Source organism: Collinsella sp. An307 (assembly GCF_002161805.1).
Lineage (GTDB): Bacteria > Actinomycetota > Coriobacteriia > Coriobacteriales > Coriobacteriaceae > Coprousia.
On sequence record NZ_NFIP01000005.1, the window covers coordinates 68,412 to 93,627 of the forward strand.

Annotated in this window: 20 protein-coding genes; 10 read left to right on the forward strand and 10 right to left on the reverse strand. The window is 64.4% G+C overall.

Going from position 1 to position 25,216, the window contains the following annotated elements; all coding sequences use genetic code 11:
* Positions 1 to 125 precede the first annotated feature (125 nt).
* Complete coding sequence (locus tag B5F89_RS05420) at positions 126 to 1,349, forward strand: MFS transporter (protein ID WP_087430781.1); 1,224 nt, start codon at positions 126 to 128, stop codon at positions 1,347 to 1,349.
* A 249-nt stretch (positions 1,350 to 1,598) separates the two neighbouring features.
* On the opposite strand, the gene B5F89_RS05425 is transcribed toward B5F89_RS05420, so the two are convergent.
* Positions 1,599 to 2,513, reverse strand: coding sequence for a ketopantoate reductase family protein (locus tag B5F89_RS05425; protein ID WP_087430782.1), 915 nt, complete (start codon positions 2,511 to 2,513; stop codon positions 1,599 to 1,601).
* A gap of 210 nt (positions 2,514 to 2,723) precedes the next feature.
* Positions 2,724 to 3,620, reverse strand: coding sequence for a cyclase family protein (locus B5F89_RS05430; RefSeq protein ID WP_087430783.1), 897 nt, complete (start codon positions 3,618 to 3,620; stop codon positions 2,724 to 2,726).
* A gap of 232 nt (positions 3,621 to 3,852) precedes the next feature.
* On the opposite strand from B5F89_RS05430, the gene pflA reads away from it, so the two are divergent.
* From pflA to yihA, 3 genes are all read left to right on the forward strand, one after another.
* Positions 3,853 to 4,656 carry a pyruvate formate-lyase-activating protein gene (pflA, locus tag B5F89_RS05435; RefSeq protein WP_087430784.1) on the forward strand — a complete coding sequence of 268 codons (804 nt, stop codon included), beginning with the start codon at positions 3,853 to 3,855 and terminating at the stop codon, positions 4,654 to 4,656.
* A gap of 101 nt (positions 4,657 to 4,757) precedes the next feature.
* Positions 4,758 to 5,579 carry a 5'-methylthioadenosine/S-adenosylhomocysteine nucleosidase gene (locus B5F89_RS05440; RefSeq protein ID WP_087430785.1) on the forward strand — a complete coding sequence of 274 codons (822 nt, stop codon included), beginning with the start codon at positions 4,758 to 4,760 and terminating at the stop codon, positions 5,577 to 5,579.
* A gap of 69 nt (positions 5,580 to 5,648) precedes the next feature.
* Positions 5,649 to 6,239: a ribosome biogenesis GTP-binding protein YihA/YsxC gene (gene yihA / locus B5F89_RS05445; RefSeq protein ID WP_087430786.1), complete on the forward strand. Its 591-nt coding sequence runs from the start codon at positions 5,649 to 5,651 to the stop codon at positions 6,237 to 6,239.
* Between the two features lie 228 nt (positions 6,240 to 6,467).
* Here yihA and B5F89_RS05450 read toward each other — a convergent pair whose 3' ends face one another.
* From B5F89_RS05450 to B5F89_RS05465, 4 genes are all read right to left on the reverse strand, one after another.
* Positions 6,468 to 8,660 (reverse strand): YgiQ family radical SAM protein, encoded by a 2,193-nt coding sequence (locus B5F89_RS05450; RefSeq protein WP_087430787.1) that lies wholly within the window; start codon positions 8,658 to 8,660, stop codon positions 6,468 to 6,470.
* 115 nt (positions 8,661 to 8,775) lie between these two features.
* Positions 8,776 to 9,957, reverse strand: coding sequence for an ABC transporter permease (locus B5F89_RS05455; RefSeq protein WP_087430788.1), 1,182 nt, complete (start codon positions 9,955 to 9,957; stop codon positions 8,776 to 8,778).
* Positions 9,944 to 11,137, reverse strand: coding sequence for an ABC transporter permease (locus B5F89_RS05460; RefSeq protein WP_087430789.1), 1,194 nt, complete (start codon positions 11,135 to 11,137; stop codon positions 9,944 to 9,946). Before B5F89_RS05460 ends, B5F89_RS05455 begins: the two co-directional genes overlap by 14 nt.
* Positions 11,138 to 11,142: 5 nt before the next feature.
* Positions 11,143 to 12,111 (reverse strand): ABC transporter ATP-binding protein, encoded by a 969-nt coding sequence (locus tag B5F89_RS05465; RefSeq protein ID WP_087430790.1) that lies wholly within the window; start codon positions 12,109 to 12,111, stop codon positions 11,143 to 11,145.
* 128 nt (positions 12,112 to 12,239) lie between these two features.
* Between B5F89_RS05465 and B5F89_RS05470 the strand changes: the two genes are divergently transcribed.
* Entirely contained in the window at positions 12,240 to 13,472 is a 1,233-nt protein-coding gene (locus B5F89_RS05470; RefSeq protein ID WP_087430791.1) for a histidine kinase, read from the forward strand.
* Entirely contained in the window at positions 13,472 to 14,095 is a 624-nt protein-coding gene (locus B5F89_RS05475; protein WP_087430792.1) for a response regulator transcription factor, read from the forward strand. The genes B5F89_RS05470 and B5F89_RS05475 overlap by 1 nt, the downstream gene beginning before the upstream one ends.
* 50 nt (positions 14,096 to 14,145) lie before the next feature.
* Here B5F89_RS05475 and thrB read toward each other — a convergent pair whose 3' ends face one another.
* From thrB to thrC, 4 genes are all read right to left on the reverse strand, one after another.
* Complete coding sequence (gene thrB, locus B5F89_RS05480; RefSeq protein ID WP_087430793.1) at positions 14,146 to 15,027, reverse strand: homoserine kinase; 882 nt, start codon at positions 15,025 to 15,027, stop codon at positions 14,146 to 14,148.
* Positions 15,028 to 15,326: 299 nt separating this feature from the next.
* Positions 15,327 to 16,757 (reverse strand): 6-phospho-beta-glucosidase, encoded by a 1,431-nt coding sequence (locus B5F89_RS05485; protein ID WP_087430794.1) that lies wholly within the window; start codon positions 16,755 to 16,757, stop codon positions 15,327 to 15,329.
* Between the two features lie 70 nt (positions 16,758 to 16,827).
* Positions 16,828 to 17,769, reverse strand: a complete 942-nt coding sequence (locus B5F89_RS05490; protein ID WP_204230585.1) for a DMT family transporter — start codon at positions 17,767 to 17,769, stop codon at positions 16,828 to 16,830.
* Positions 17,770 to 18,174: 405 nt separating this feature from the next.
* Complete coding sequence (thrC, locus tag B5F89_RS05495; RefSeq protein ID WP_087430795.1) at positions 18,175 to 19,686, reverse strand: threonine synthase; 1,512 nt, start codon at positions 19,684 to 19,686, stop codon at positions 18,175 to 18,177.
* A gap of 103 nt (positions 19,687 to 19,789) precedes the next feature.
* Here thrC and B5F89_RS05500 point away from each other — a divergent pair, with 103 nt between their 5' ends.
* The 4 genes from B5F89_RS05500 (at position 19,790) to B5F89_RS05515 (ending at position 25,159) form a co-directional block, all read left to right on the forward strand.
* Entirely contained in the window at positions 19,790 to 21,187 is a 1,398-nt protein-coding gene (locus B5F89_RS05500) for an aspartate kinase (RefSeq protein WP_087430796.1), read from the forward strand.
* Positions 21,188 to 21,250: 63 nt separating this feature from the next.
* A complete protein-coding gene (locus tag B5F89_RS05505; protein WP_087430797.1) occupies positions 21,251 to 22,276 on the forward strand; it encodes an aspartate-semialdehyde dehydrogenase in 1,026 nt (341 codons plus the stop codon).
* 487 nt (positions 22,277 to 22,763) lie between these two features.
* Positions 22,764 to 23,684: an aldo/keto reductase gene (locus B5F89_RS05510; protein ID WP_087430798.1), complete on the forward strand. Its 921-nt coding sequence runs from the start codon at positions 22,764 to 22,766 to the stop codon at positions 23,682 to 23,684.
* A gap of 80 nt (positions 23,685 to 23,764) precedes the next feature.
* Positions 23,765 to 25,159: a methyltransferase domain-containing protein gene (locus tag B5F89_RS05515; RefSeq protein WP_087430799.1), complete on the forward strand. Its 1,395-nt coding sequence runs from the start codon at positions 23,765 to 23,767 to the stop codon at positions 25,157 to 25,159.
* Positions 25,160 to 25,216: the final 57 nt, after the last annotated feature.

Consider the following 25,216-nt stretch of genomic DNA (forward strand, 5'->3'; position numbering starts at 1 on the left):
AACAATTCGACAGTTTTTCATTTGTCCCTCCACAGGGCAGCGAATGCCTTAGGATTGTCGCCTTGTGTGGAAAAGATGCGCACCGGCGGCTTTGGCGGTCGCTGGCGTAGTTGATGGGGGAGCAGATGGCCCAAAGTGTTGAGCGCGCGGGTTCGCGTGAGGGAATGAGCGCGACGCAGTGGTTGCCGCTCGTAGGCATGACGTTTCTGGCGTTTGTCTTCAATACGTCCGAGTTCATGCCGGTGGGGTTGCTCACCAACATCGCGGAGTCCTTCTCGCTTTCCGAGGCGGCGGCCGGCATCATGATTTCGGTCTACGCATGGGGCGTTATGCTGTTGTCGCTTCCGCTCATGGTTGCGGCCTCGCGTTTCTCGTTCAAACCGCTGCTGCTCGGTGTGGTGGCGCTTTTTGTCGCGGGGCAGGCGTGCTCGGCCATCGCACCCACCTTCGAGCTGCTAACGATAGCTCGCCTCTTGGTGGCTGCCGCACATGCCGTCTTCTGGGCGATTGCACCGGTTATGGCTACGCGCATCGCTGGGACCCGCCATGCGGCGCTCGCCCTCAGCATGATTGCTACGGGTACCTCTATCGCCTCGGTGGCGGGTATGCCGCTCGGTCGCGCCATCGGGTTGGCGCTGGGCTGGCGCATGACCTTTGGCTGCGTGGGCGTTATCGCCGCCGTGCTTTTGGTCTATCAGGCTATGGTGTTCCCGCAGTTGCCGGCAGGTGAGCCGTTTAGCCTGCGCCGACTGCCCGAGCTTCTGGGCAACCGCGTGCTCGTGGCGCTCTACGTGGTGACGATGTGCCTTGCCACCGGCTACTACGCGGGCTACGGCTACATAGAGCCCTTCCTCGGCCAGATCGGCGGGTTCGATGCGGCGACCACCACGTTGCTCCTTACGGTGTTTGGTGCAGCGGGGTTTGTGGCGAGCTTCCTCTTCGCCCGGTTCTTCGACGGGCACCGCTATCACTTTGTGGGGACCATGATCGTGGGCTTTACGGCGATGCTCTTCTCGCTGCAGGCAGCAGCCGCATCGCTTGCAACCACGCTGGCGGTCTGCCTTTTGTGGGGCATCTGCGGTACGGCGTTTAACATCGCGCTGCAGGCGATGCTGATGGACGCCGCGCCCGAGGACGACGCAACGGTGGCGATGGCCATCTACTCGGGACTTTTCAACTTTGGTATCGGCACGGGCACGGCCATCGGCGGCGTGGTGGTGTCTAGCATCACGCTCTCGGCCATTGGCTATGCGGGCGGCGCGATTGCGCTGGCAGGCGTGGTGCTCGCGATTGGCTGGCTCTTTCGCTTGGACCGCGCAGCCCGTGCTGCTCGTGCGGGGCGTGAGTAGCCGATCGTGCAACTCTGCGTATTTTGGCGCTTGGATTTCTAAAAACCCGCGAAGTAAGTGGCCTTCTAAGGAGACGGCATCCTAAGCCGTGAGAATCCCTGCAAAATCCCAGATAACAACAGCGTGCGTCATGCGGCGCTGAGGGGATTTTGAAGTGGCCCACTTACTTCGCGGGTTTTTTGTCTACATCTACACCGCCTTTGAGCGGTTTGGCGTCTCTTCCGTACGGCGCGGCGATGCGGGCTGGCGCTACCAGCCGCTTTCGATTTCGCGAATGCGCCGGTAAAGCCATTCGTTGGTGGGCACGAGGATGCCGTGTTTGGCGGCGAGGCGGCAGATAGTGCCCGAGAACTCCTCGACCTCGGTACGGCGGCGCGCGATGCGGTCCTGCGCCATCGAGGGCATCCCGGTGGGATCGAGCGAAGCAATAAGGGTCGCCATCTCGGTGAGGTCGGCCTCGTTCATCGCGACGCCTTCCGCCTGTCCGACGGCGAGCGCCTCACGCATGGCGGCGATAAAGCAGCGGTTCTGCTCGCTATCAGGCTCGCTTGCGCTGCCGTAGGTGCCGCCATAGGCCATGCAGGTCTGATTGATGCCAACGTTTAGCATAAGCTTCACCCACATGCGGCGGCGCGGGTCCGCCTCCACCACATGCGAGACGCCGGCACGCGTGTAGAGGTCGTCGAGCGCCTCGACCACGCCCGCTGCAGTGCCCGGCGCGGCACCAAAGCGAATCTCGCCCGCGTGCGAGAACGTGAGCGCGCCGTCGAGGTAGACGGCATCCATGCCCTGGCAGATGCCGAGCACGGTATGCTCCCAGCCGTAACGCTCGGCAATGCGCTCCTCACTCGTAATGCCGTTGAGCAGCGACTCGATGACCGTGTGCGGCCCCACCAGCGGCGCCATGCTCTCGATTGCTGCATCGAGACCACTCGCTTTAACTGCAAGAATTACCAAGTCAACTGACTCAGCCTCGCTCATGGGAATCGTGCGCACGGCAAGCGGCGCGCCGTTCACCGTCACCTGCTCGCCGGCGTGGCGGTAGAAGCGCTTGTCGTCCATGGCAAAGACCACGGCGTCTGTCCCCAGATGCTCTGCCATGATGCTGCCGTACATGAGGCCCACGGCCCCGCGTCCCACGATGGCCACGCGTTCGATCTGCATGCGAATCTCCCTTGCTCCGATGGTTTGCGCCCCGACGCGCCCCCGCGCCCCGATGCGTCAGCGCCCTCGCGTCCCGACGCCCCGCCGCCCCGACGACTGGAAGGGGCGGGGACGTTTGGGCTGCCTTAGGAGGTGCGACGCAGTGTCGTCCGCCACGTGCGTCGCCCGCGCTGGCCGGGGTGCCGCGCAGCGGCACAGCCTCGCTCCACCTTACGCCTCGACGGGGCAAATGGCAAAGCATCGGGCGGGATAGCCCACGCCGTCGAGCAGTTTGGGGAATGCGCACACGATGAGCGCCCCGGTTTCGGGGACCATGTCCAGATGGTTCATGACCTCGATCTGAAAGCGGTCCTGCGCCAGGATGTACCGCTCGGCAGGGTAGGGATAAAAGCCCGCGCGCGTGGTGACGCAGGCGGGGTCGGTGTCAGCCGGTTCGTGCCCGATGGCGCCGATGCCGCGCTGCTCGACAAGCCACGTGACCGCGTCGAGGTCCCAGCCGGGATAGTGCGGTTTTCCGGCGGAATCCTTGTTCTCGAGGTCGGTCTTGCGCGACCAGTCCGAGCGAAACGCCACAAAGGCGCCGGCCGGAATGCGCCCGTGCGCGGCTTCCCATGCGATGAGGTCGTCCACGGTGAGGACGAAGTCGGGATCGGCGGCGCATTCTCGGTGCCGATCGATAACGCAAAGGGGCATGACGAGGTCAATGGGCTCGATGGCGTCAAGCGCCCGACCGTTGGCCCAGAAGTGGCGCGGCGCGTCCACGTGCGTGCCGTACTGGGAGGCCACGGTGTAGTCGTAGCAGCGCATGGGCGCCAGCATGTCGTCGGGCGTGCCGGGCAGATAGTCAAACAGAAGCCGGCGCGCGAGGGGCTTGAACCCAAACCAGTGCGGGGTCGTGGCGGAGAGCGTGTGGGTAAGGTCGACCCAGCGGTAGCGCGGGCTCTTGAGCTGGGCGACGAGGGGCCAGAGGCTGGGCGCGGCGCTCGCGGGCGCGCCGGGGTTCAGCGGGGTCTCGGTGCGGGTGGCCGGTGTTGTGGTGCGCGGGCGCGATGCGGGCGCTGCGGCGCGCGATGCGGCGCGTGTGCGGGCGGTGGTGACGGTGCTCATGGGCGGTCCTTTCTCGGGAGGGTATGATGGCCTCATCGTAGGAAGGGTTTGTGTCGGGTTCTTTTCGGCTGCGTTGCGCCTTGAATGGAAACCGGTCGGCAAATCGTCGGATACGGGACGGCAACCTGCCGGATACAATGGGAGCACGACGGCGCCGGTCCAGCGGTGTCGGCCCCTGCGGCGCCACCACGGCGCCGTCGCGCCAGCGCCGCCCGCGCAGAAGGGAGGCCGTATGGCTCAAATCGAACTCACACCGCAAGGCGACGCGTGCGAGACGCGGTATGCCCGCGGCCGCATCCATTCGGTGGAGACTATGGGTACGGTCGACGGGCCGGGCATTCGCTTCGTGGTCTTCATGCAGGGCTGCCCCCTGCGCTGCCTGTACTGCCACAACCCCGACACGTGGGACGCGGGGGCTGCGGCGGGTACCGAGGTCACGGTCGAGCAGCTGGTGGAGGAGTTCGAGAGCAATCGCCAGTTCTACAAGAACGGCGGCATCACCGTCTCGGGCGGCGAGCCGCTTTTGCAGCCGGAGTTTCTGGCGGATTTGTTTGCCGCGATGCACGCCCGATCCGAGGGGCGCGTGCACACCTGCCTCGATAGCTGCGGGTACGCTTTCGACCCGGCGCACCCCGAGCGCACGGCGCGCGTGCTCGATGCCTGTGACCTGGTGTTACTCGACATCAAGCACGCCGACCCTGCGGGACACCGCGCGCTCACCGGGCGCGACCCGGCGCGTATCTTGGCGTTTGGCGACGAGCTCGCTCGCCGCAAGATTCCGGTGGTCATCCGCCACGTGGTCGTTCCCGGTTATACCGACACGCCTGAGGAATGTGAGGCCTTGGGGCGCCTAATCGCACCGTGGCAAAACGTTGTGGGTCTCGAGATGCTGCCCTACCATACGCTTGGCGTAGTGAAGTACGAGAAGCTGGGACTTACCTATCCGCTTGACGGCGTGCCCGAGATGGACAAGGCACGCATCCCTGAGCTGCGCGCAGCAGTGATGCGCGGCATGCGCGCGGCGCGCCAGGGATGACAGACTATCTTGACCCTCGAGCTGGAACTTCCGTGGGGCCGCGGCACCGCGCGCACGGTTTTGGTATTGTCAGGGGCAGAAAACCAACCGATAGGAGAGCCATGACGCCAACCATCGCCATCATCGGCGCGCTCGAAAAAGAGGTGCGCCAGATTTATACCGAGGTCGACAACGGTACGGTCACCGAGGAGGCCGGCCTCAAGATCGTGGGCGGCGCCTACCACGGTTTCAACCTCGTTGCCACAACGGCGGGCATGGGCACCGTAAATGTGGCCGCGGCCACACAGCACCTCATCAGCGTTTACGGCGCCAACGCCGTGATCTTCTCCGGAATCGCCGGCGGACTTAACCCGGCGCTCCACATCGGCGACATCGTGGTGGGCGAGCGCCTGCGCTACCTCGACACCGATACGGCGCTCATTGCCGAGTCCGCGCCCGGGCTTGAGGAATTCGCCTCGACCGACTACCTCGTCGACGTTGCGGAGGAGACTCTCAGAGCGTGGGGTTTTGTCTCGGCGGACCTTACGGGCGAGGCTCTTGACGCCGCGGTGGAGGTGGCGGGCGACTCTCCCTTTGCGCGCTTCCGCCGCGAGGGTGAGGCGGCCGACCCGCGCCGCTACCTGCGGGGCACCATCGCTACCGGCGACCGCTTCTGCACGGGTGCGGAGATGCGCGCTGAGGTCATCGCGGCGACGCAGGCGGACTGTGTGGAGATGGAGGGGGCCGCGGTGGCACACGTCACCGCCAAGAACGGGGTCGACTGCCTCGTGCTCCGCGCCATCAGCGACAACTGCGACGAGGCGTATGACGCTCTTTGCGACCGCGAGTTTGACCTCGACGAGTACGCCCGCACCGCGAGCTCGCTTACCTTGGCCATCGTCCGCCGCGTTGCGGCAAAGCTCGGTCTTTCGCGCGAAGGCTGAGTGGCAAGAGCGCGCGAAGCAACCCCGTCCCCCGATACGCTTCGAATCCGTCCCCAGATAGGGAGAACCATGGCAGATTCCATCAACTATCAGCTTGCGCACTTTGTAGCGAGCTACGGCGCCGTCTCGCAGATTCCCGAGTCCACCGCCCCCGAGGTCAGCTTCGTAGGGCGCTCGAACGTGGGCAAGTCCTCGATCATGAACAAGCTTTTTGGTCGCAAGGGGCTGGTCAAGGTCTCGAGCACGCCGGGCAAGACCGCCAACATCAACTTCTTTGAGGCGGATGGCGTGCACTTTATCGACCTGCCGGGCTACGGTTTCGCGCGCCGTTCCAAGGCGGAGCGCGAGCGCTGGGCGCGCCTCATCGGCGACTTCTTTGAGAGCGAGCGCAGCTTCAACCTGGTGGTCTCGCTTGTGGATATCCGCCACGACCCGAGCGCGCTCGACCACCAGATGATTGAGTATCTGCAGGAGAACGAGTTCAGCTTCATCGTGTGCCTCACCAAGGCAGATAAGCTCAGCCGCCCCAAGCGCGTGCAGCAGGCGGCCGCCATCCGCAAGCAGCTTAACGTCCCGGCGGAGGACATCATCGTCACGTCGGCGGAGGACGGCACGGGCATCGCCGAACTCAAACGAGTGATTGCCGAGCGCTGCCTGTAGGCAGGTTGCAGGAACAGCAATACGGAAAACTCAAGTCGATTGTGGGCATGAAACCCCGTCCGCGGCGAGTAGCTGGAAAGATGGCGGGCTGTTTCTCTGCTCTTTTGTCGTCACCTTCCTGTTGGCTATTGTCCCTACTGGTTATTTCATGCCCATAACCGGCTTGAGCTTGTTCCGTATGGCGATTCCGCACCGATTTTGATTGAATTTGACGCCGTCCGAGTAGGCTTAGCCCCGGTGTCCTCCGCGGTTTGCCTCGCGACCCTGCCCTGCGCGGTTGCGGCCGGCGGTGTTGGCCCCGCGTTTGCCGCCCTGCGCATGCTTGCTTGCGCGTGAACTCCGCGAGCCCTCCGCGGGGCTGGCCCCGTGCGCACCGAGTGCGCTGTCGTGCCTGTCACCGCTCGGTTGGCGTCCGTTGCCTGCTGCGGGCCGCTTGCTGCCGGCGTGCTTTCCCGTCTTCTGCCCATGCGGCCGTACGGGGCGGATGAGGCACTTGGGCCCGTAGCCAATAAGGTCGCTCCGCCCCGCGCGTTCGAGCGCCTCACGCACGAGGTCGTAGTTCTCGGGCTTGCGGTACTGAATGAGCGCGCGCTGCAGCGCCTTCTCGTGAGCGGAGTGCGGCACGTAGACGGGCTTCATGGTGCGCGGGTCCACCCCGGTGTAGTACATGCAGGTCGACATCGTGGACGGCGTGGGGTAGAAGTCCTGCACCTGCTCGGGCATGTAGCCCATGTCGCGCACATACTCGGCGAGCTCCACGGCCTCCTTCATGGTCGAGCCCGGGTGGCTGCTCATGAGATAGGGGACGAGGTACTGGTCTTTGCCGAGTTCTTGGTTGACGGCGCGGTACTTCTCCACAAAGCGATCGTACACCTTACGGCTTGGCTTGCCCATGACCGAAAGCACCGCGTCAGAGACATGCTCCGGCGCAACTTTGAGTTGGCCGGAGACATGGTGTTCGCAGAGCTCGCGGATGAACGTGTCGTCCGGGTCGGCGAGCGCGTAGTCAAAGCGGATGCCGCTGCGCACAAAGACCTTCTTGACACCGGGGAGTGCCCGCAGTTCGCGCAGGAGCGCGACGTAGTCCGTGTGGTCGACGTTCATGCTGCGGCACACGTGCGGCCAGAGGCAGCGTTTCCGCAGGCAGGCGCCATGTTTGAGCTGGTTTTTGCACGCGGGCTGGCGGAAATTTGCCGTGGGACCGCCGACATCGTTGATGTAGCCCTTGAAGTCGGGCTCGGCGGTGATCTTTCGCGCCTCCGCCAGCAAACTCTCGTGGCTGCGCGCCTGCACGATGCGCCCTTGGTGGAATGTCAGCGCGCAGAACGAGCACTCGCCAAAGCAGCCGCGGTTCGAGATGAGCGACATCTTGACCTCCGCAAGCGCGGGCACACCGCCGGCAGCCTCGTAGTCGGGGTGGTAGGTGCGCGTGTAGGGGAGGTCGTACGCGGCGTCGAACTCCTCTTGGGTGAGGGGTTTCGCGGGCGGGTTTTGCACCACGTAGACATCGTGCGGATAGCTCTCCACCAAGCGCCCGCCCCGGATGGGGTCCATGTTGTCGTACTGCACGGCAAAGCTCCGCGCGTAGGCGAGCTTGTCGGTGGAGACCTCGTCCCAGCTGGGTAGGAGCGTGTAGTCGAAGACTTCGTCGAGCGAGCGCGTGCGATAGACCGTGCCGTCGATGTAGGTGATCTGCTCTACGGGAAGGCCTGCCGCGAGCGCGTCGGCAATCTCCACGATGGAGTGCTCGCCCATGCCGTAGCTGATGAGGTCCGCGCCGGAGTCGAGCAAGATGGAGCGCTTGAGCTTGTCCGACCAGTAGTCGTAGTGCGCGAGACGGCGAAGCGACGCCTCGATGCCGCCGAGCACGATAGGGGTCTTCTTGTAGGTGCGGCGGATGAGGTTTCCGTAGACGGCGGCTGCGTGGTCGGGCCGCGCGCCTGCTGCGCCGCCGGGGGTGTAGGCATCCGTGTGGCGGCGGAGCTTGGCAACGGTGTAATGGTTCACCATCGAGTCCATGTTGCCGGCCGAGACGAGGAAGGCGAGGCGCGGCTCGCCGAGCACGGTCACGCTCGCAGGGTCGCGCCAGTCGGGCTGAGCGATCACGCCCACATGGTAGCCGTGCGCCTCGAGGAGCCGCACGATAATCGCGGCGCCAAAGCTCGGGTGGTCTACATAGGCATCGCCGCACACGTAGACGAAGTCGCACGCATCCCAGCTGCGCGCATCCATGTCGGCGCGCGTGGTGGGCGGGAAGTCCGCCCGGGTGAAGCCGAGCGCCGTCGGACCGGTAGGGTCGAGCGTAGGCGCTTTCGTGCGCGCGGAGGGCTCCGGGCGCACTTGCTTGCGCGCGGCGGCCCGTGCGCTGCCGGCGTGCGGCGAGGTGTGTTTTGGGGAACGTGCGCGGTGTGATGATGCCATGGCTCTCCTGCTTCGGATCGGATGCATCCATCCTAGCAGAGGTCCGCCGGGGCCGCTGCGCTGCGGGGGAGCGGCCACCGCAGAAGAAACGCGTCGATGGGTGGGCAAACCGGCGCTAGGCGATGGCGCGGCGCGCCCGGCCCACGGCGAGGCCGGCTGCGGCGATGGCGAGCGCGAACAGCACCACGATGCCCGCGTGACCGAGTACCGATGTCACAAGCTCGCCGGTTACGCTGGTAGCCCGCACGAGCATTTCCATGGCGCTCACCGCCCACAGCCCCGGCGCGAAGCGCGCGACGGCAAGAACCTCGGCGCTCATGTTGGCAAGCGGCACCCACGTGCCCGCCAAGAACGAGATGATTATGGCCGAGATATTGGCGATGGCGTGCACAAGTTCGCGCCGCACGCCCAGCTGCCAGATGAGGAACCCAAACGCCATACCCACGAGCATGAGCGCAAAGAGGATGACGAGCATGAGTGCGGTGAGGGCGACGGGTACGCAGGCAAGTTCGTCTGCGTAGAGCGCAATTCCCACAACGGCGTTGATGGACCACACGGCAATGCCGCAGAGCGCGATGGCGCCCGCAATCTGCGTGTCGAAGGCGGCGCTCGGCACCGGCGTGGCGCCGATGCGTTGGCGCACCTCGGGTGTGCGCAGGTCGGCGAGGCCGATACCCACGATCGCCGCGACGCCGCCAAAGAGGGCATAGAGGGCAAACTGGCAGTACACCAGATAGGTAACAGGCAGGCCCGGTGTCTCGGTGTCGATAATCTCGACGGCCACGCCGGTATCCTGCGATGCATCGACGAGTTTCACCAGATCTTCGGCATGTGCGGCAGGGCTTGCTGCGGCTATGGCGTAGAGCTCCTGCGCGTAGCCGCGCACACGCTCATCCATAAGCGAGCCGTTTGCGCTCGTGTAGCTCACTACGCATTCAAGGTCGGGCGCGTCGAGGCCGGCGCGTGCGGCGGCAACAAGTTCTTCGCCGTAGCCCGCGGGAATGACGAGCACGTAGTCCGCGTAGTTTTTGGCAGCGGCTTCCTGCAGGGCACGCGTGCTGTCCTCGATCTCGACCAGCTCGCTCACGGCGGCAATGTGACTCGCAAGCGCGCGGGAGACGGCGCTCTCGTCCCGGTCGATGATGGCCACGCCGGGCCGCACGGCCTCATAGGTTGTGCTCACCGGGCCGAGGCTGCCAGCGGCGAAGCTGCCCACGACCGAGAACAGCAGCACGTAGACGGCAAAGAGCACGCGATGCTCGGCAACAAGGCGGACGGCAATCTTAAGCACAGACATAGCGCTGCCTCCTCATGAAGATGAGCGCGCCCGCACCAAGGAGCGCGGCGATGGCGAGCAGCGCACCACAGGCAGACGCAAACGGAGCAAGAGAGTCGTAAAACGTAAGCGAAAGCATGGCCTCGGTTGCCTGCACAGCCGGGTTGAGCAGCTGAGCGAGCGGCATGTGCTGCGAGAGCCAGTTGGCGACCTCGAGTGCAGGCGTGCCAAAAAGGCCGGCAGGAAGCGACAGCGCAAGCGTGGCGATGGTGATGAGCGCGTCTTTGACACCCGCTTGCGTGCCGGGGAGCGCGCCCACAAAGGCGCCGAGTGCGCATGAGACAAGGGCGCACGCGCCGCACGCCACGGGCGTGAGCCAGACCCTGCCGCCGAACGATATCCCTGCGACAACGTAGAAGTAGGCGACGGCGAGCATCATGCTTGTCATAACGATGAGCCAGCTCGCCACAAGCGCCGCCGCAAGCTGCCGCGCGGGCGAGAGCGCTCCGACCTGCCGGCGCGAGCCCTCGGGCGTGGCGGCGATGCGCGTCCGGTCGATGAGTGTCTGGGCGATGGTGGAGCACATGATGCACGAGTAACCGAGCAGCGCATAGTAGAAGCGGCTGAGCTCACTCGGTGGTTCGCGCAGTACGCTGAGCTCGGCGGTTGCGGCCTGCTCGCCTGAGAGGTTCTCGGCAAGTGCGGCGCGGGCTTCGGCGTTTGCGCGTGCGGCCGGATCGTGTTTGGCAAGAGCGCCAGCGAGCTCCTCGCCCTGCAGATAGCGGTCGAGGATGGTTTGGACGATGGCTTGGTCGGTGGAACCCGCGTCCGAGGGGGCGACGAGCAGGTGCTCCGTGCCATTCGCGTCGATAACAAGCGCCGTGTCCACCGCGCCCGCACGCACCCCTGCCTCGGCTGCGGCGCGGTCCGCATAGCCTGTGAGGGCAAGCAGCGGCACCTCGTCTTCTGCGTCACTTGGGTACGCAAGCTCTTCGAGCAGCGTACGTAGGCCCGTCGCATCCTGCCAGCCGGTGTCCTCCACCACACCGAGCTTGATGGTGTGGGTGCTTTGGTTGGATTGCATGCCAGCGAACATGGTCATGAAGATGGTCGCCATGATGAGGGGAAACGCAAAGCACCAAATGACGACGCCGGTGCTGCGCAGCGTCATGCGGATGTTGTAGTAGATCTGGGTGAGCATGGTTTTCACCGCCCGGCTGGGCGTTCGTCTCCGGCACCGTGGTCGCGGAGCTCATTGCCGGTAATCTCGAGGAATACGTCGTTTAAGGTGGGTGGCTCGGAGTACACACGCACGGGTGCCACGCCAAAGCTCGCGAGCACCTCGAGCACCGCGGCCAGATGGCTCTCGCCTTGCGCGCAGGCAACGTGTAGCTCGCGGCCGCGGTAGCTTGCCGATACGGTGGCGGGCAGGTAGCGCACGGCGTCGAGCGCGGCCTCGGGTAGGTCGGTGACCTCGACCACGATCTTCTCGCCGATACCGATCATGCCCTTGAGCTCGCCCACCGTGCCCTCGGCCACGGCGCGGCCCCGGTCCATGATCATGATGCGCCCGCAGATTTGCTCGACCTCCTCCATATAGTGGCTCGTGTAGACCACAGTCGCACCGGCATCCACGAGCGCTAGGATGCCCGAGAGGATTGCGTTTCTGCTCTGCGGGTCCACGGCGACGGTGGGCTCGTCAAAGAAGATGAGCTCCGGTTCGTGAGCGATGCCGCAGGCGATATTGAGGCGGCGCAAGAGGCCTCCGGAAAGCTTCTGTGGGCGGAACCGGCGGAAATCGCCGAGGCCCACAAAGGCGATGGCGCGGTCTACGAGCGTGCGGCGGCGCGTGCGGTCCGCCACGTAGAGCGAGCAGAAAGCGTCGATGTTTTCCTCAACGGTAAGCTCGTTGAAGACGGCCACTTGTTGCGGCACGATGCCGATCCGCCGCTTGAGGTCGTAGCGTGCAGGTCCCATGGGCTCGCCGAAGAGCTCAATCGTGCCCTTGTCGTAGGTCAAAAGCGAGAGCATGCAGTTGATGGCAGTGGTCTTGCCGCAGCCGTTGGGGCCGAGCAGGCCAAAGACCTCGCCGCGCTCGACGGTAAGGTCGAAGTGGTCGAGGGCGACGAGGTCGCCGTAGCGCTTGACGAGCTGCCGTACGGAGACGATGGCCATGGGTGTCCTCCTGTTCATGCATGTGGGGAACGCTGGCAAGTTAGTTGCAGTATCGCGTGTCTGCGCCGGGGCGAGAAGTGACGTTTGTCATGGTTTTCGGGTACCGGCGCGTACGCTAGACTGACGCTATGGAGAGGTTGTACGACAAGATCATGCTGCTGGGCGCGATGCTCGTTGTGGGCATGGCGTTCGCGTCGCGCGCCAGTACCGTTGTGTGCCTGCTGGCGGGTGTGACGGCGACGCTGCTGGTCGAGGCGTGTCGCATGCCGGCGTATTGGGTGCACACTGGTCGCGATGCCGCGCGTCCGGCAGTGAACGATGACGCATCCTCACGCCGGGAGCGGCGCGGGCACACGGTCATGATGAGTCGATTGCTACGCTGCTTGCGCAACGCGGTCACATGGTTGCCAACGCTTCTTCCGCTGAGCGTCTGCGCATTGGCATTTGCGGTGCCCGAGGCGTTGTTTGCCTTGCCGTTTGCAACGTATGATCTCGCGCGCAGTTCGCAACGTGCGTGGCTGGTGGTACCGGCGCTCGCATTGCTGGCCGCGTGGCGCACGGCGGACCTGCCGGTCGCAGCGAAGCTTTTGGTGGCGGGCTGCGCGATTGTCGCCTATGTGCTCTCCCGCCGTACGGAGCGGACTGCTGTCCAGCGGCGCGCTATTCAACAGGAGCGCGACGATTTGGCGGCGCGCTCGCGGCTGCTTGAGGTCCAGAACCGTGAGCTGCGTGATAAGCGCGAGCTTGAGGTGCGGGTTGCTGTGTTGGAGGAGCGCTCGCGCATCGCGCGTGAGATTCACGACAACGTGGGCCACCTGCTCACGCGTGCCCACCTGCAGGCGCAGGCGTATCAGGTGGTGTTTGCCAAGGATGACAAAGCGCGCGCAGCGTTTGCAACGTTGGGGGAGAGCCTTACGGAGGCGCTCGATACGGTGCGCGCGAGCGTGCATGACCTGCACGACGAGCACATCGACCTCGCGACGCAGATTGAGCGTATCGCAGCCGAGAGTGGACTGCCCGTGCTATGCCGGCTGGAGGCAACGGTCGCGCCGCCTGAGGTTGCGGCGTGCCTGCGCGCCGTGGCACGCGAGGCGCTCTCCAACGTCGCCCGTCATGCGAAGGCACGCGAGGTTTCGTTTTCTCTGGTGGAGCATCCCGGTTTCTGGCAGTTGACCATAGAGAACGACGGCGCTTATACGAGTGACGGCGCCCCGGGGCTGGGGCTCGTCTCGCTCGAGGAGCGCGTGCAGGCACTTGGCGGGACGTTTCGCGCCGGTCCCATCGGCGAGGGCGCGCAGCCGAGCAGCTGGCGCGTGTTTGTGAGCATTCCCAAGAAGCGTGAGGCGCAACAGGAGGCATGATGAGGGTTGCGATTATCGATGACGATGCGCTCGTGTGCGAATCGCTCGGCATCATCTTGGGTGCCGAGGCCGATATCGACGTGGTCGGTTCTGGCACCGATGGTGACGCGGCCGTGCGCCTATACGCGGATGCCGCGCCGGATATCATGCTTATGGATATCCAGATGCCCGGGCGAGATGGTCTCTCTGCCGCGCAGGAGATTCTTGAACGCGACCCATCGGCACGCATCGTCTTTCTCACCACCTTTTCTGATGACGAGTACATCGTACGTGCGCTTGCGCTCGGTGCCCGGGGCTATCTCATCAAGCAGGATGTCGCTGCCGTCGCGCCGGCGTTGCGCGCCGTTATGGGCGGACAGAGCGTGCTCGAAGGTGAGGTGCTGGCGCGCGTCTCATGCATGAATACTGCGACGTCGCAGACGGCTGCAGATCCCTTTGCCTGCCTTACCGACCGCGAACGCGAGGTGGCGGAGCTCATCGCCGATGGGCTCGACAACCGAGAAATCGCTCAAACGGCGTACTTGAGCGAGGGGACTGTTCGCAATCACATCAGCGCCATCCTCTCCAAGCTCCACCTCAAGAACCGCACCCAGATCGCCATCGCCTACTGGCGCCGCGCCTGAGCTGGCGAAAGGGCGTGGCCGTATGGGCGAGGCGGCGCAGGCTGCCGGCCCTACAGGTATTCGATCTGGGCGCCTTCGGTGTCGCAGGTGAGGATGTGCGTCGCGCACTCCGGGAACTGTTCGCGCAGGCGCACCTGCAAAAACTTCGCCACGATGGTGTCGTCCGTGACGGCCATAAGCGTCGAGCCCGAGCCAGAGATCCAGAGTGTCTTGGCGCCGCCGGCGAGGCAGGCTTTGCGGATGGCGTCGTAGTCGGGTATGAGTGCGCGGCGGTAGGGCTCCTGCAGACGGTCGTCGTTCGCGGCGGCGATGAGTGCGGTGTCGCCCGTCTCGAGCCCGCGGGTGAGGCCGGCGATGCGGCCCATCTGCCATACGGCCGTGTTGAGCGGCACCTCGGTCGGCACCACCTTGCGCGCGTCTGCGGTGTGGACCTCGTAGGGCGGGATGATGGTGATGAAGCGCAGCCGCGGGGAGACGTCGTAGCGAAGGCACCGTGGCAGCTCGCCTGTGGGCGTAAACGAGCATACGGCCGCGCCCAAGATCGCGGGCGCGACATTGTCGGGGTGGCCCTCGAGCGAAGTGGCGAGCGCCACGAGCTCTTCGCGGGTGACGGTGTGGTTGGTGAGCGCCGCGGCGCCCATGATGCCGGCGACCACAAGCGTCGAGCTCGAGCCCAGGCCGCGCGCGACGGGCACCTCGGTTTCGATGTGAATGGAGACGGGGAAGGGCTTCTCGCCCCACGTCTCAAGGGCGTAGAGGAAGGACTGGTAGACCATGTTATCGGCGTTGCGGAACTCCTCGGGGCAACCGGTAATGGTGAGTTCGCTCGCGCGGTCCATCGTGACGTGCGCATAGAGCGACACCGCCATGCCAAGCGTGTCGTAACCAATGCCGAGGTTTGCGCTCGTTGCCGGAACGGTGATCTTGATCATGGTCTCCTCCTGGTCGATGGGCCCATTCCCTTCGCTGCTCAGACAGTCCTCGCTCACTTCGCTTGCTGCGGAACTCGCGACGAAGGGAATGGGCACATCGCTTCTGGCGAATGTATGCTCATGCGCGGAGCTGTCATGCGTCTTTATCCTAACAGGGGCACGGCGTGCGCGCCCCTGCGCGTGAAACGGAAACAGTCGCGCGGCCATCGCCCGGTCGGCGGGACGCTTGGCTCAAATCGGCCCCGTTGGTGGCTCGACCTGGGGCGTAGCCGCGCGGACTTCGCGAAGACTCCGCGCGGCTAGCCCAGATTCTCGCCGTTCGTGGCGATGACCTTCTTGTACCAGTCAAAGCTCTTCTTCTTGGAGCGCGCGAGCGTGCCGTTACCCTCGTTGTCGCGGTCGACGTAGATGAAGCCGTAGCGCTTCTCCATCTCGCCCGACCCGGCGGAGACCAGGTCGATCGGACCCCATGTGGTGTAGCCGAGCATCTCCACGCCGTCCTGATCGATAGCATCGCGCATGGCCTCGATGTGCTCGCGCAGGTAGGCGATGCGGTAATCGTCGTCGATGGTGCCGTCTGGCTTCACCTCATCATACGCGCCGAGCCCGTTCTCCACCACGAAGAGCGGCTTCTGGTAGCGGTCCCACAAATCGTTGATGGTGATGCGGAAGCCCAGCGGGTCGATGACCCAGCCCCAATCGCTCGTACGCACGTAGGGGTTCTCCACGCCCGCGAAGGCGTTGCCCTCGGCGATGCCGCCGGCGGTTGCGGGGTCGGCGGCGATGCAGCGGGACGAGTAGTAGCTAAACGAGATGAAATCGACCGTGTGTGCGGCGAGGATGCGCTCGTCTTCCTCGGTCATCCCAACGTCGATGCCCTCGCGCTCGAACTGCTTAAGCGCATATCCCGGGTAGCGCCCGCGGCTCTGCACGTCCACGAAGAAGTAGTTCTCCTGGTTCTTGAGCTGCGCGGCGCGCACGTCCTCCGGGCGGCACGAGTAAGGGTAGTAGCTGCCCGCAGCGAGCATGCAGCCCACCTTGTTCTCGGGGTCGATCTCGTGCGCGATCTTGGTCGCCCAGGCGCTCGCCACGAGCTCGTGGTGGGCGGCGAGATATTCGGCCGCACGCGGGTTCTCGCCCGGCTCGAGCACGATACCCGCCCCCATGAACGGGCGGTGCAAGATCATGTTCATCTCGTTGAAGGTGATCCACCAGCGCACAAGCCCTCGGTAGCGGGTGAAGAGCACGCGCACGAGCCGCTGGTAGAGGTCGATGAGCTTGCGGCTGCGCCAGCCGCCGTACTCCTTGATGAGGTGGATGGGGCAATCGAAGTGCGTGATGGTGACGAGGGGCTCGATGCCATGGTCGCGGCAGCAGCGGAACACGTCCTCGTAGAAGGCGAGGCCCTCCTCGTTGGGCTCGTCTTCATCGCCCAAGGGAAAGATGCGGCTCCAGGCGATGGAGAGGCGGAACACCTTGAAACCCATCTCGGCAAAGAGCGCGATGTCCTCACGGTAGTGGTGGTAGAAATCGATACCCGTTTGGGCAGGGTAGTAATACCCGGGCTCAAAGTCGAGCATGCGGCGCAGCCCGCGGCTCACGTCGTTGCGCTCGTGGCCGTGCGGGATGACATCGACGTTGGCGAGGCCGCGGCCTCCCTCGTTGTACCCTCCCTCGCATTGGTTCGCCGCGGTGGCGCCTCCCCATAGAAATCCCTCGGGAAACGGCATGGCTGGTCTCCTTTCTGTTATGCGGTGGCACGGTGCTCGCTGGAGCAATGACCGTGCCGCTTTCCGGTGCCTATGAGTTCCGGCAGTTGCGCCAGGCACACGCCGGCCAAGATGACGGCGACCCCGAGCCACTCGATCCACCGAGGGGCTCACCGAGCACAATCATGGCGATAAAGAGGCCGGCGGGGAGCTCAGCGGCGGCCATGACGGTGGAAAGCCCGGCGGGCAGATGCGGTGACCCGAGCCCAAAGAGCAGGACCGGGCACATGAGCCCGAAGAACCCGGCGATGGCGGCGAAGGGGAGGATGCCCTGGGTGAGCACTCCCGAGACGAGGTAGTCCGGGCATACGGCGAGCGACATGATTACCGAACCTGCGCAGACGATCGCCCCGCGCTGCTCGTTGCCGCACGGTGCTTTGACCTTGCCGGAGAGCGTGACAAAGAGGGAGCACGAGACGGCGGCGCCGAGCGCGCACAGCAGGGCGACGGGGTCGTAGCCGGCGATACCGGTCTGGTACACGCCGCTCGCAAAGACTGTTCCCGCAACGATGACCGCCGCCGACGCAATTTCGATTGGGCGCGGCGCGCGGCGCGTCATGATGGTCTGCCAGACAAGACCCATCCACGTGAACTGGAAGAGCAGCGTGAGCGCCACCGGGGCGGGCAGTACGCTCATGGCGTAGCAGTAGAGGATCGAGGTGAGGCAGGTGAGGGCGCCAAGGCCCATGAGCTTGAGTACCGTGCGCACGGGCAGCGCGCTGAGCCGCTTGCCGCGCGCACGGCCGATAAGGACGGCGAGCACGAAGAACAAACAGCCGAACCACGCCTGGCTCGCGACAACCTGGTTGGAGGTGAAGCCCGCCGCGTAGGCGAGCTTGTAGGTGGTCGCCATCGCGCCGTAGCAGGCCCCGCCGGCAAAGACCTGCAGGGCGGCCAGGGTCCGCTGGCTTTTCTTGGCTGGTGAGAGCTCGCTTTGGCGGGCGCTCGCTGTAGAGCGGGTCGTATCGTGCACAGTGCCCCTTTCCCGGTACGCTGGGTACCGTTGTTCGCGTGAGAACGGGGTGGTGGCATGCGCGATGCGTTTTACCTACGCACAGAAAAAGCCACGCAACCGCGTTCTCGGTTGCGTGGCAAAAAGGTGACCTATCGTCCAGAAAAGTCCACGCTCTTTTTAAGCACGCCAAAGGTATGCGAACAAGGCGCGCATGGTCAAGAGCCGGCCGCGGCAGGAGGGGATTCTCCGCAAGCTTTACACGGCTTCTATACGGTTGCCGCCGGCGAGCATGGGAGGAAGGGGTCGCTCGGGGGGGCGTACGCACCGTCCGTCGCGAGTTCCGCAGAAAAAGGAGCCCAACGGGCTCCTTTTCGAGGACTGTTTGAGCGGCGGGCGGTGCGTGCGCCTCCCGCCCGAGCGTGCCTATAGCCTGAGCGCCGCATTCTCCACGTAGGCGCCCATACCGGCAACATCGACCACGTCGCTGAACCGCTCATGTGCGCTCTCGAGCGCGGCAAGCTGCGCCGGTGCGGTGGTGCCAGTGACCTCCTCGAGCTTGCGCATGCAGGCAAAGTCATCTGCGGGGACGTCCTCGCCCAGCGCCTCGAGCACGGCGCGAGGGAACTTATAGGGGCTTGCCGTGGAGAGCAGTACGCGCGCGGCGCTACCCGCGGCGACAGGCAGCTTCTCCAGCACGTGGTAGCCGCAGGCAGTGTGCGGATCGATCAGGTAGGCGTTCTCGCGCCAGCTCGCGGCGATGGCGCCGGCAACCTCGTCCTCGTCCGCCCAGCCGCAGGCAAACGTCTCCTGTATCTTGGCGAGAAGCTCAGCCGGTACCTCAAAACGCCCGGTCTCAGCGAGGTCGGCCATAAGGCGGGCGATGAGTTCGCAGTCGCCGCCGGAGAGGTAGTAGAGCATGCGCTCCAGGTTGGATGAGATGAGGATATCCATGCTGGGCGAGGTGGTGGTGAAAAACGGTCGATTGCGGTCGTAGACGCCGGTGGTGAGGAAGTCAAAGAGCACGTTGTTCTTGTCAGACGCCACCACGAGCTTGGAGACGGGAAGGCCCAGAAGCTTGGCGTAGTAGCCGGCGAGCACATCGCCGAAGTTGCCCGTGGGCACGCAGAACTCGACCGCGTCGCCTGCGGCGATGGCACCTGCGCGCAAAAGCTGCGCGTAGGCGGCAAAATAGTACACGACCTGCGGAACCAAGCGGCCGACGTTGATGGAGTTCGCACTGCTGGGCACGATGCCCGCCGCGGCCAGGCGCTCGGCGAGCGCGCGGTCGGCAAAGATGCGCTTCACGGCGCTCTGCGCGTCGTCAAAGTTGCCGCGCACGGCGACCACGGCGACGTTGCCGCCCGCCTGCGTGGTCATCTGCAGCTCCTGCACGCGGCTGACCTTGCCCTCGGGGTAGAAGACGGTGATGCCGCAGCCGGGTGCGTCGGCAAAACCGGCGAGCGCCGCCTTGCCCGTGTCGCCCGAAGTGGCGGTCACGATCATGATCTTCTCGCCCGCGCCGGCACTTGCTTGGGCGCGCGCCATCAAGCGCGGCAGCATCTGGAGGGCGACGTCCTTGAACGCGCTCGTGGGGCCGTGGTAGAGCTCGAGCACATGCGCGCGCGGGCCTGCGGCGGCGCCCGGCGCCTTTGCAAGCGGGACGACGGGCGTCACCTCGGGGCTCGCAAACGTGCCGGTATACGCCTCGTCTACGCACGCGGCAATCTCATCTGCCGTGTAATCAGGTAGTAACAAACCAAGCACGTTGCGTGCAATAGCGGCGTAATCGAGCTCTGCCAGCCCATCTACGTCGACTTTCGCCGAGCCGAGGTCATCAGAAACATAGAGCCCCCCGTCGGGTGCGAGGCCCTGGCGGATGGCTTCCTTGGCCGAGCACTCCTCGGCGCGCGAACGTGTGCTATGGTACAAACTCATATCGGTAGCTCCTAAAATGCCTCGAGCTCGCGGAAACGTAAGGCCCATGGTATCAGAGCCGCCGCGCTGCACGTGCCCTACCCGGAAAGGTAACCCGTTCGTCATGATTAAGATCGCGAAATTCGGCGGCTCCTCGGTTGCGGACGCCGAGCACTTCAAGAAGATCCGCGCCATAGTGGAGGCCGACCCCGCCCGCCGCTTTGTTGTGGTGTCCGCCTGCGGCAGGCGTCACTCGGGCGATGCCAAGGTGACCGATCTTCTTTACCTGGTCGCGGCGCACGTGCGCTATCACGTTTCGTGCGACGATCTGCTTGCCGACATCGGCCAGCGCTACTTTGATATTGCCGACGAGCTCGGGCTTGCCTATCCCATTCGCGACGAGTTTGCCGCCTTTGCCGACACGGCGCGCTCGGGTGCGTACTCGACCGAGGAGCTTGTCTCCCGCGGCGAGTACTTTACGGCCCAGCTCATGGCCGAGTATCTGGGGCTGCCCTTCCTCGACGCAGCGGATGTTGTTGCCTTCCATCACGACGGCACGCTGTCCATGACCCGCACCGAGGCGCTCGTGCAGGAGCGCGGCATTCCCGGCGGCTTTGTGATGCCCGGCTTCTACGGCGCTACGCGCGAGGGGCAGATTAAGCTGCTCGACCGCGGCGGCGGCGACATCTCGGGCTCCATCCTCGCCAAGTGCCTCGGCGCCGACCTCTACGAGAACTGGACCGACGTCTCGGGCTTTCTCTCGGCAGACCCGCGCGTGGTCGCCAACCCGCAGCCCATCAGCCGCGTCACCTACTCCGAGCTGCGCGAGCTCTCCTACATGGGTGCGAGCGTGCTGCACGAGGAGGCGGTCTTCCCGGTGATGGAGGCGGGCATCCCCATCGCGGTTAAGAACACCAACCGCCCCGAGGATCCCGGCACCGTTATCTCCGACCGCGAGAACTACGTGGCGAGCGAGCCCATCATCACGGGTGTCACGGGCAAGAAGAACTTTGTTGCCGTGCACGTGCTCAAGGACCATATGTCTAACGAGGTGGGCATCATCCGCCGCACCCTCTCGATTTTTGAGCGCTATCACGTATCGGTCGAGCACATTCCCTCGGGTATCGACAGCTTTGCCGTGGTGGTGCAGGGCGACGATGTGAAGGACTGCATCTGGTCGATCGTTGCCGACATCAAGACCGAGGTCGCGCCGGACGGCATCAAGGTAGTCGACGACCTCTCGCTCATCTCCACCGTTGGCCGCAACATGATCGGGCGCCCTGGCGTCTCCGGCCAGCTCTTTGCGGCGCTCGGCAACGAGGGCATCTCCATCCGCATGATTGCCCAGGGGTCCGATGAGATCAACATCATCGTCGGTGTGCACCGGGATGACTTTGAGCATGCTATTCGCGCCATCTACCGGGCGTTTTCCGACGGCGACCATCTTCTCGAGCTCAAGGATCTCAAAAAGGCCGAGGAGGATGCGCGCCCGCGCGTCGCGGATGCGGACGAGAAGGAGTAGCAACGCCACGCGAGGAGCCGGGGGCTCACGCGAGCCGCGTTGCCTGAACAGGGGAGAACGGACATGAAGGACTACACGGTTGCGATACTCGGCGCCACGGGTGCAGTGGGCACGCAGATGCTCCAGTGCCTCGAGGAGCAGGATTTTCCGGTAGGTAAGCTGCGCCTTCTGGCGAGCGCGCGCTCGGCGGGCAAGACCCTCTCCTTCCGCGGGGAGGACATCGTTATCGAAGAGGCGACGCCGGAGTCGTTTGCAGGTTGTGACATCGTGCTCGGCGCGGCGGACGACGCCATCGCCAAGAAGCTTTTGCCTGCGGCCGTCGAGGCAGGCGCCACGGTGGTGGACAACTCCCACGCCTTCCGTATGGATCCCGAGGTTCCGCTCGTCATTCCCGAGATTAACGCCGAGGACATCTCTTGGCACCACGGCATCATTGCCAACCCCAACTGCGCTACCATCATCGCGCTGGTGCCCACGTGGCCCATCCATCAGCTCGCCGGTGTGAAGCGCATGATTGTCTCGACCTATCAGGCCGCCTCTGGTGCCGGTGCGCCGGGCATGGCGGAGCTTGAGGCGCAGATCTGCGCCATGGGTCGCGGCGAGGAGATTCCTGAGCCGCGCGCGTTTGCGGCTCAGCTGGTAAGCAATCTGATTCCGCAGATCGGTGGCTTTAACGAGGAGGGCTACACCTCTGAGGAGATGAAGCTCCAAAACGAGGGGCGCAAAATCATGCACCTCCCCGAGCTCGCTGTCTGCTGCACGTGCGTGCGCGTACCGGTGCTCCGCTCGCACTCCGAGAGCGTCACGCTTGAGCTCGAGCGCCCCGTCACGCTTGAGGCAGTGCGCGAGGCGCTTGCCACTGCACCCGGCGTGAAGCTTGTGGATGACCGTGCGGCCGAGAGCGCGCACGACCGCTTCCCCATGCCGATCGACACCTCTGACCAGGATCTCATCTGGGTCGGTCGCGTACGCCGCGACATCTCCAACCCCGATGTGGCGCGCGGCATCACCTTCTGGTGCTGCGGCGACCAGATCCGCAAGGGCGCGGCTACCAACGCCGTCCAAATTGCGAAGCTGCTCTGCGCTTAACTGCCGCAGCGGCTTTTGCTCATAGAGGGTGTAGAACGGGGCGCCGATGTTCATCATCGGTGCCCCGTTCCGTGCCGCTTCGTTCGAGCGGCCGATATTCGCTTTGCTGAGTTGTAGGCGTATTCCATCGCGTGAGCCAAAGCGTTTGTATGCGGCCCTTGCCTGGTGCGCAATGCGTCCGTCCATGCGTTGCCCCGTGATTCGATGCGATAGTGGGCATCAAATTTGCGGAATGCCAAATAGACCCTTGATTTTGTGCCGATATGCACGTCGTTTTACCGGGATATAGCGGCGCTACGCTGGGTGCTCTGAATTTGATGCCCACTTTCGAATCGAATGGAAGAGACGCGATGCGCGCCGCCGCTGCGCGCGGTTGCGGCCTATACGGTGCCGCTCACGGCATGGTCTTGCGCGCCCGATTCTGCGCAGGAGGTATTCGCTACCATGAGAGAAGCAACGCCAACTTAGTTCACAGAAAGAGACAGCCATGAAGAAGCAGCAGATCGGCATGACAGATATCGAGGCGTCGCGCGTGGCGCTCGGCGTTATGCGCCTGGCGGGCCGCTCGCCCAAAGAGGCGGCGGCGACGGTTTCTGCCGCGCTCGAAGCGGGCATCGACTTCTTTGACTCGGCGGATATCTACGGCGCGGGCGCGAGCTCGCGCGCGCTCGGGCAGGCGCTGCGCGACCTCAACGTCCCGCGTGAGAACGTTATCCTCCAGACAAAGGCAGGTATCGTGCCGGGTGAGCGCTACGATTTCTCGCGCGAGCACCTTGAGCGCGCGCTCGATGCGGAGCTGGAGCGCCTGCAGACGGACTACGTAGACTTCTTCTTGCTTCATCGCCCCGACCCCTTGGTTGATATCGACGAGCTTGCCGATACGCTCGGCGCTATGGTCGAGGCGGGCAAAGTGCGCCAGCTGGGTGTGAGCAATATGAATCCTTGGCAGATTGACCTCATCCAGAGTGCGCTCGAGGTGCCGCTCGAGGTGAACCAGCTGCAGTTTGGTTTGGGCCACACGCAGGCTATCGCCAGCGGGCTGCACGTCAACATGGACGATGCGCCGGCGACGGAGCGCGGCGGCGGCCTTATTGAGTGCGCGCGCCTCTACGGCATGACCATCCAAGCGTGGAGTCCCTTCCAGTTTGGTACCTTTGCGGGCTGCTTTATTGGTCACCCGGACTTCCCAGAGCTCAACGCCGCGCTCGATGAGGTGGCTGAGGCACATGGCACCACGCCAACGGCGGTGGCGACGGCGTGGATCTTGCGGCATCCGGCGAACATCCAGGTCATCTGCGGCTCCATGTCGCCGGACCATATCCGCGATGCCGCCGCGGGCGCCGACGTGGAGCTCACCCGCGCGGAGTGGTGGCGCCTCTATCAGGCGGCGGGCAACGACCTGCCCTAAGAGTGCGGATCCTCGGATGCGGGGCCGTCTGCTGGGCCGTCCCCGCAATGCCCTAGATAGCGAGTAGGCTGGGGGAAGCCATGGAGCAGTTTGATATCTTCATCTCGTTCAAGAATACAGCCGAGAATGGTCTTCAGACGGAAGATGCGGCGCTTGCGGAGCAGGTGTACAAGGAGTTTTGCGCGCGCGGCATCAGCACGTTTTACAGCAACATCACGCTGCTGCGGCTCGGCGAGAGCGTCTACAAGCGTTCGATTGACAAAGCGCTTGACACGGCAAAGATCCTCATCGTCATAGGGACCGACCTCGCCTACATCAAATCGCGCTGGATTCGCTACGAGTGGGAGAGCTTCCATACCGATGTTCTGGACGGGGTAAAGGACGGCGAGATCATCACCTTTACCAGAAACATCAATCCGCGTTCGCTGCCGCGGGCGCTGAGGAGCTACCAGAACTGCAACGCCGACGACATGGGCATAAGCGCGTTTTGCGATTTTGCCGAGAACGCGCTCAAGCGGTTCCAGGGGCAGTCGGCCGAAGGGCTCGACGAGGGCATCCCGCCAATGCCGGAGGTCCACTCCTTTGCGTCGATTCCCGCGGTCGACCGACGCCATAAGTCGGTATACTCCTCCACCTACGCTGATGAGGTTCGCAGGCTTAAGATCCAGGCGGCAAACTCCGCCTCGTCCGACCAGATCGCCCTTGATTATCTGCGCGACGAGGGCGTGCTGCGCGATCATATGGTCGTGCTCGACGCGGGCTGCGCCTACGGCTACGTTGCGCGTGACCGCTTTGCCGCGCTCGACTGCGTGGACAAGATCCTCTGCATTGACAACAACGCCGAGGTCATTGACCGTGCGCGCGAAATGCATGCAGACGAGCCCAAGATGGCCTTTGAGGTTATCGACCTGGAGGCGAAGGATTTTAGCAAGCGTTTCCGGGCGCTTCTGGATGCACAGGGCATCGACAAGGTTGACATCATCTTCTCGGCGCTCACGCTGCATCACCTGAAAGATCCCAACAAGGTGCTGCGTAATCTGAGGCGCTTCCTTTCCCCGAAGGGGCGCATTATCCTGCGCGGTTCAGACGATGGCAGCAGGCTCTGCTACCCTAAGAAGGAGCTGATGGACCAGATCATCCAGAAGAGTCTGACGGCCGAGGGCGTGTCCGATCGCCTGAATGGGCGCAAGCTCTTTACGCAGCTGGCCGACTCGGGGTATCACCAGATTCGCATCTTCAGCAACATGAAGGACCTGAGCAGCATCGACTTCGATGATCGCGAGGCGCTGTTCCGTGAGAGCTTTGCCTACCGCAGCGATTACTTTACCAAGGCCTACGAGCGCGACCCCTCAGACATGCAGCGGCGCAACGACTGCGAGTGGATGGAAGCCGCCCTCGAGCTTTTTGAAGAGCAGTTCTACGAGCGGAACTTCTGGTATTGCGAGTACGACTACATAGCCGTTGCCGAGCGGTAGGTACGGGACCGCTCGTTGCAGCGGCCCCGTCGGGTACCGAAAAAGAGCAGCTGCAGA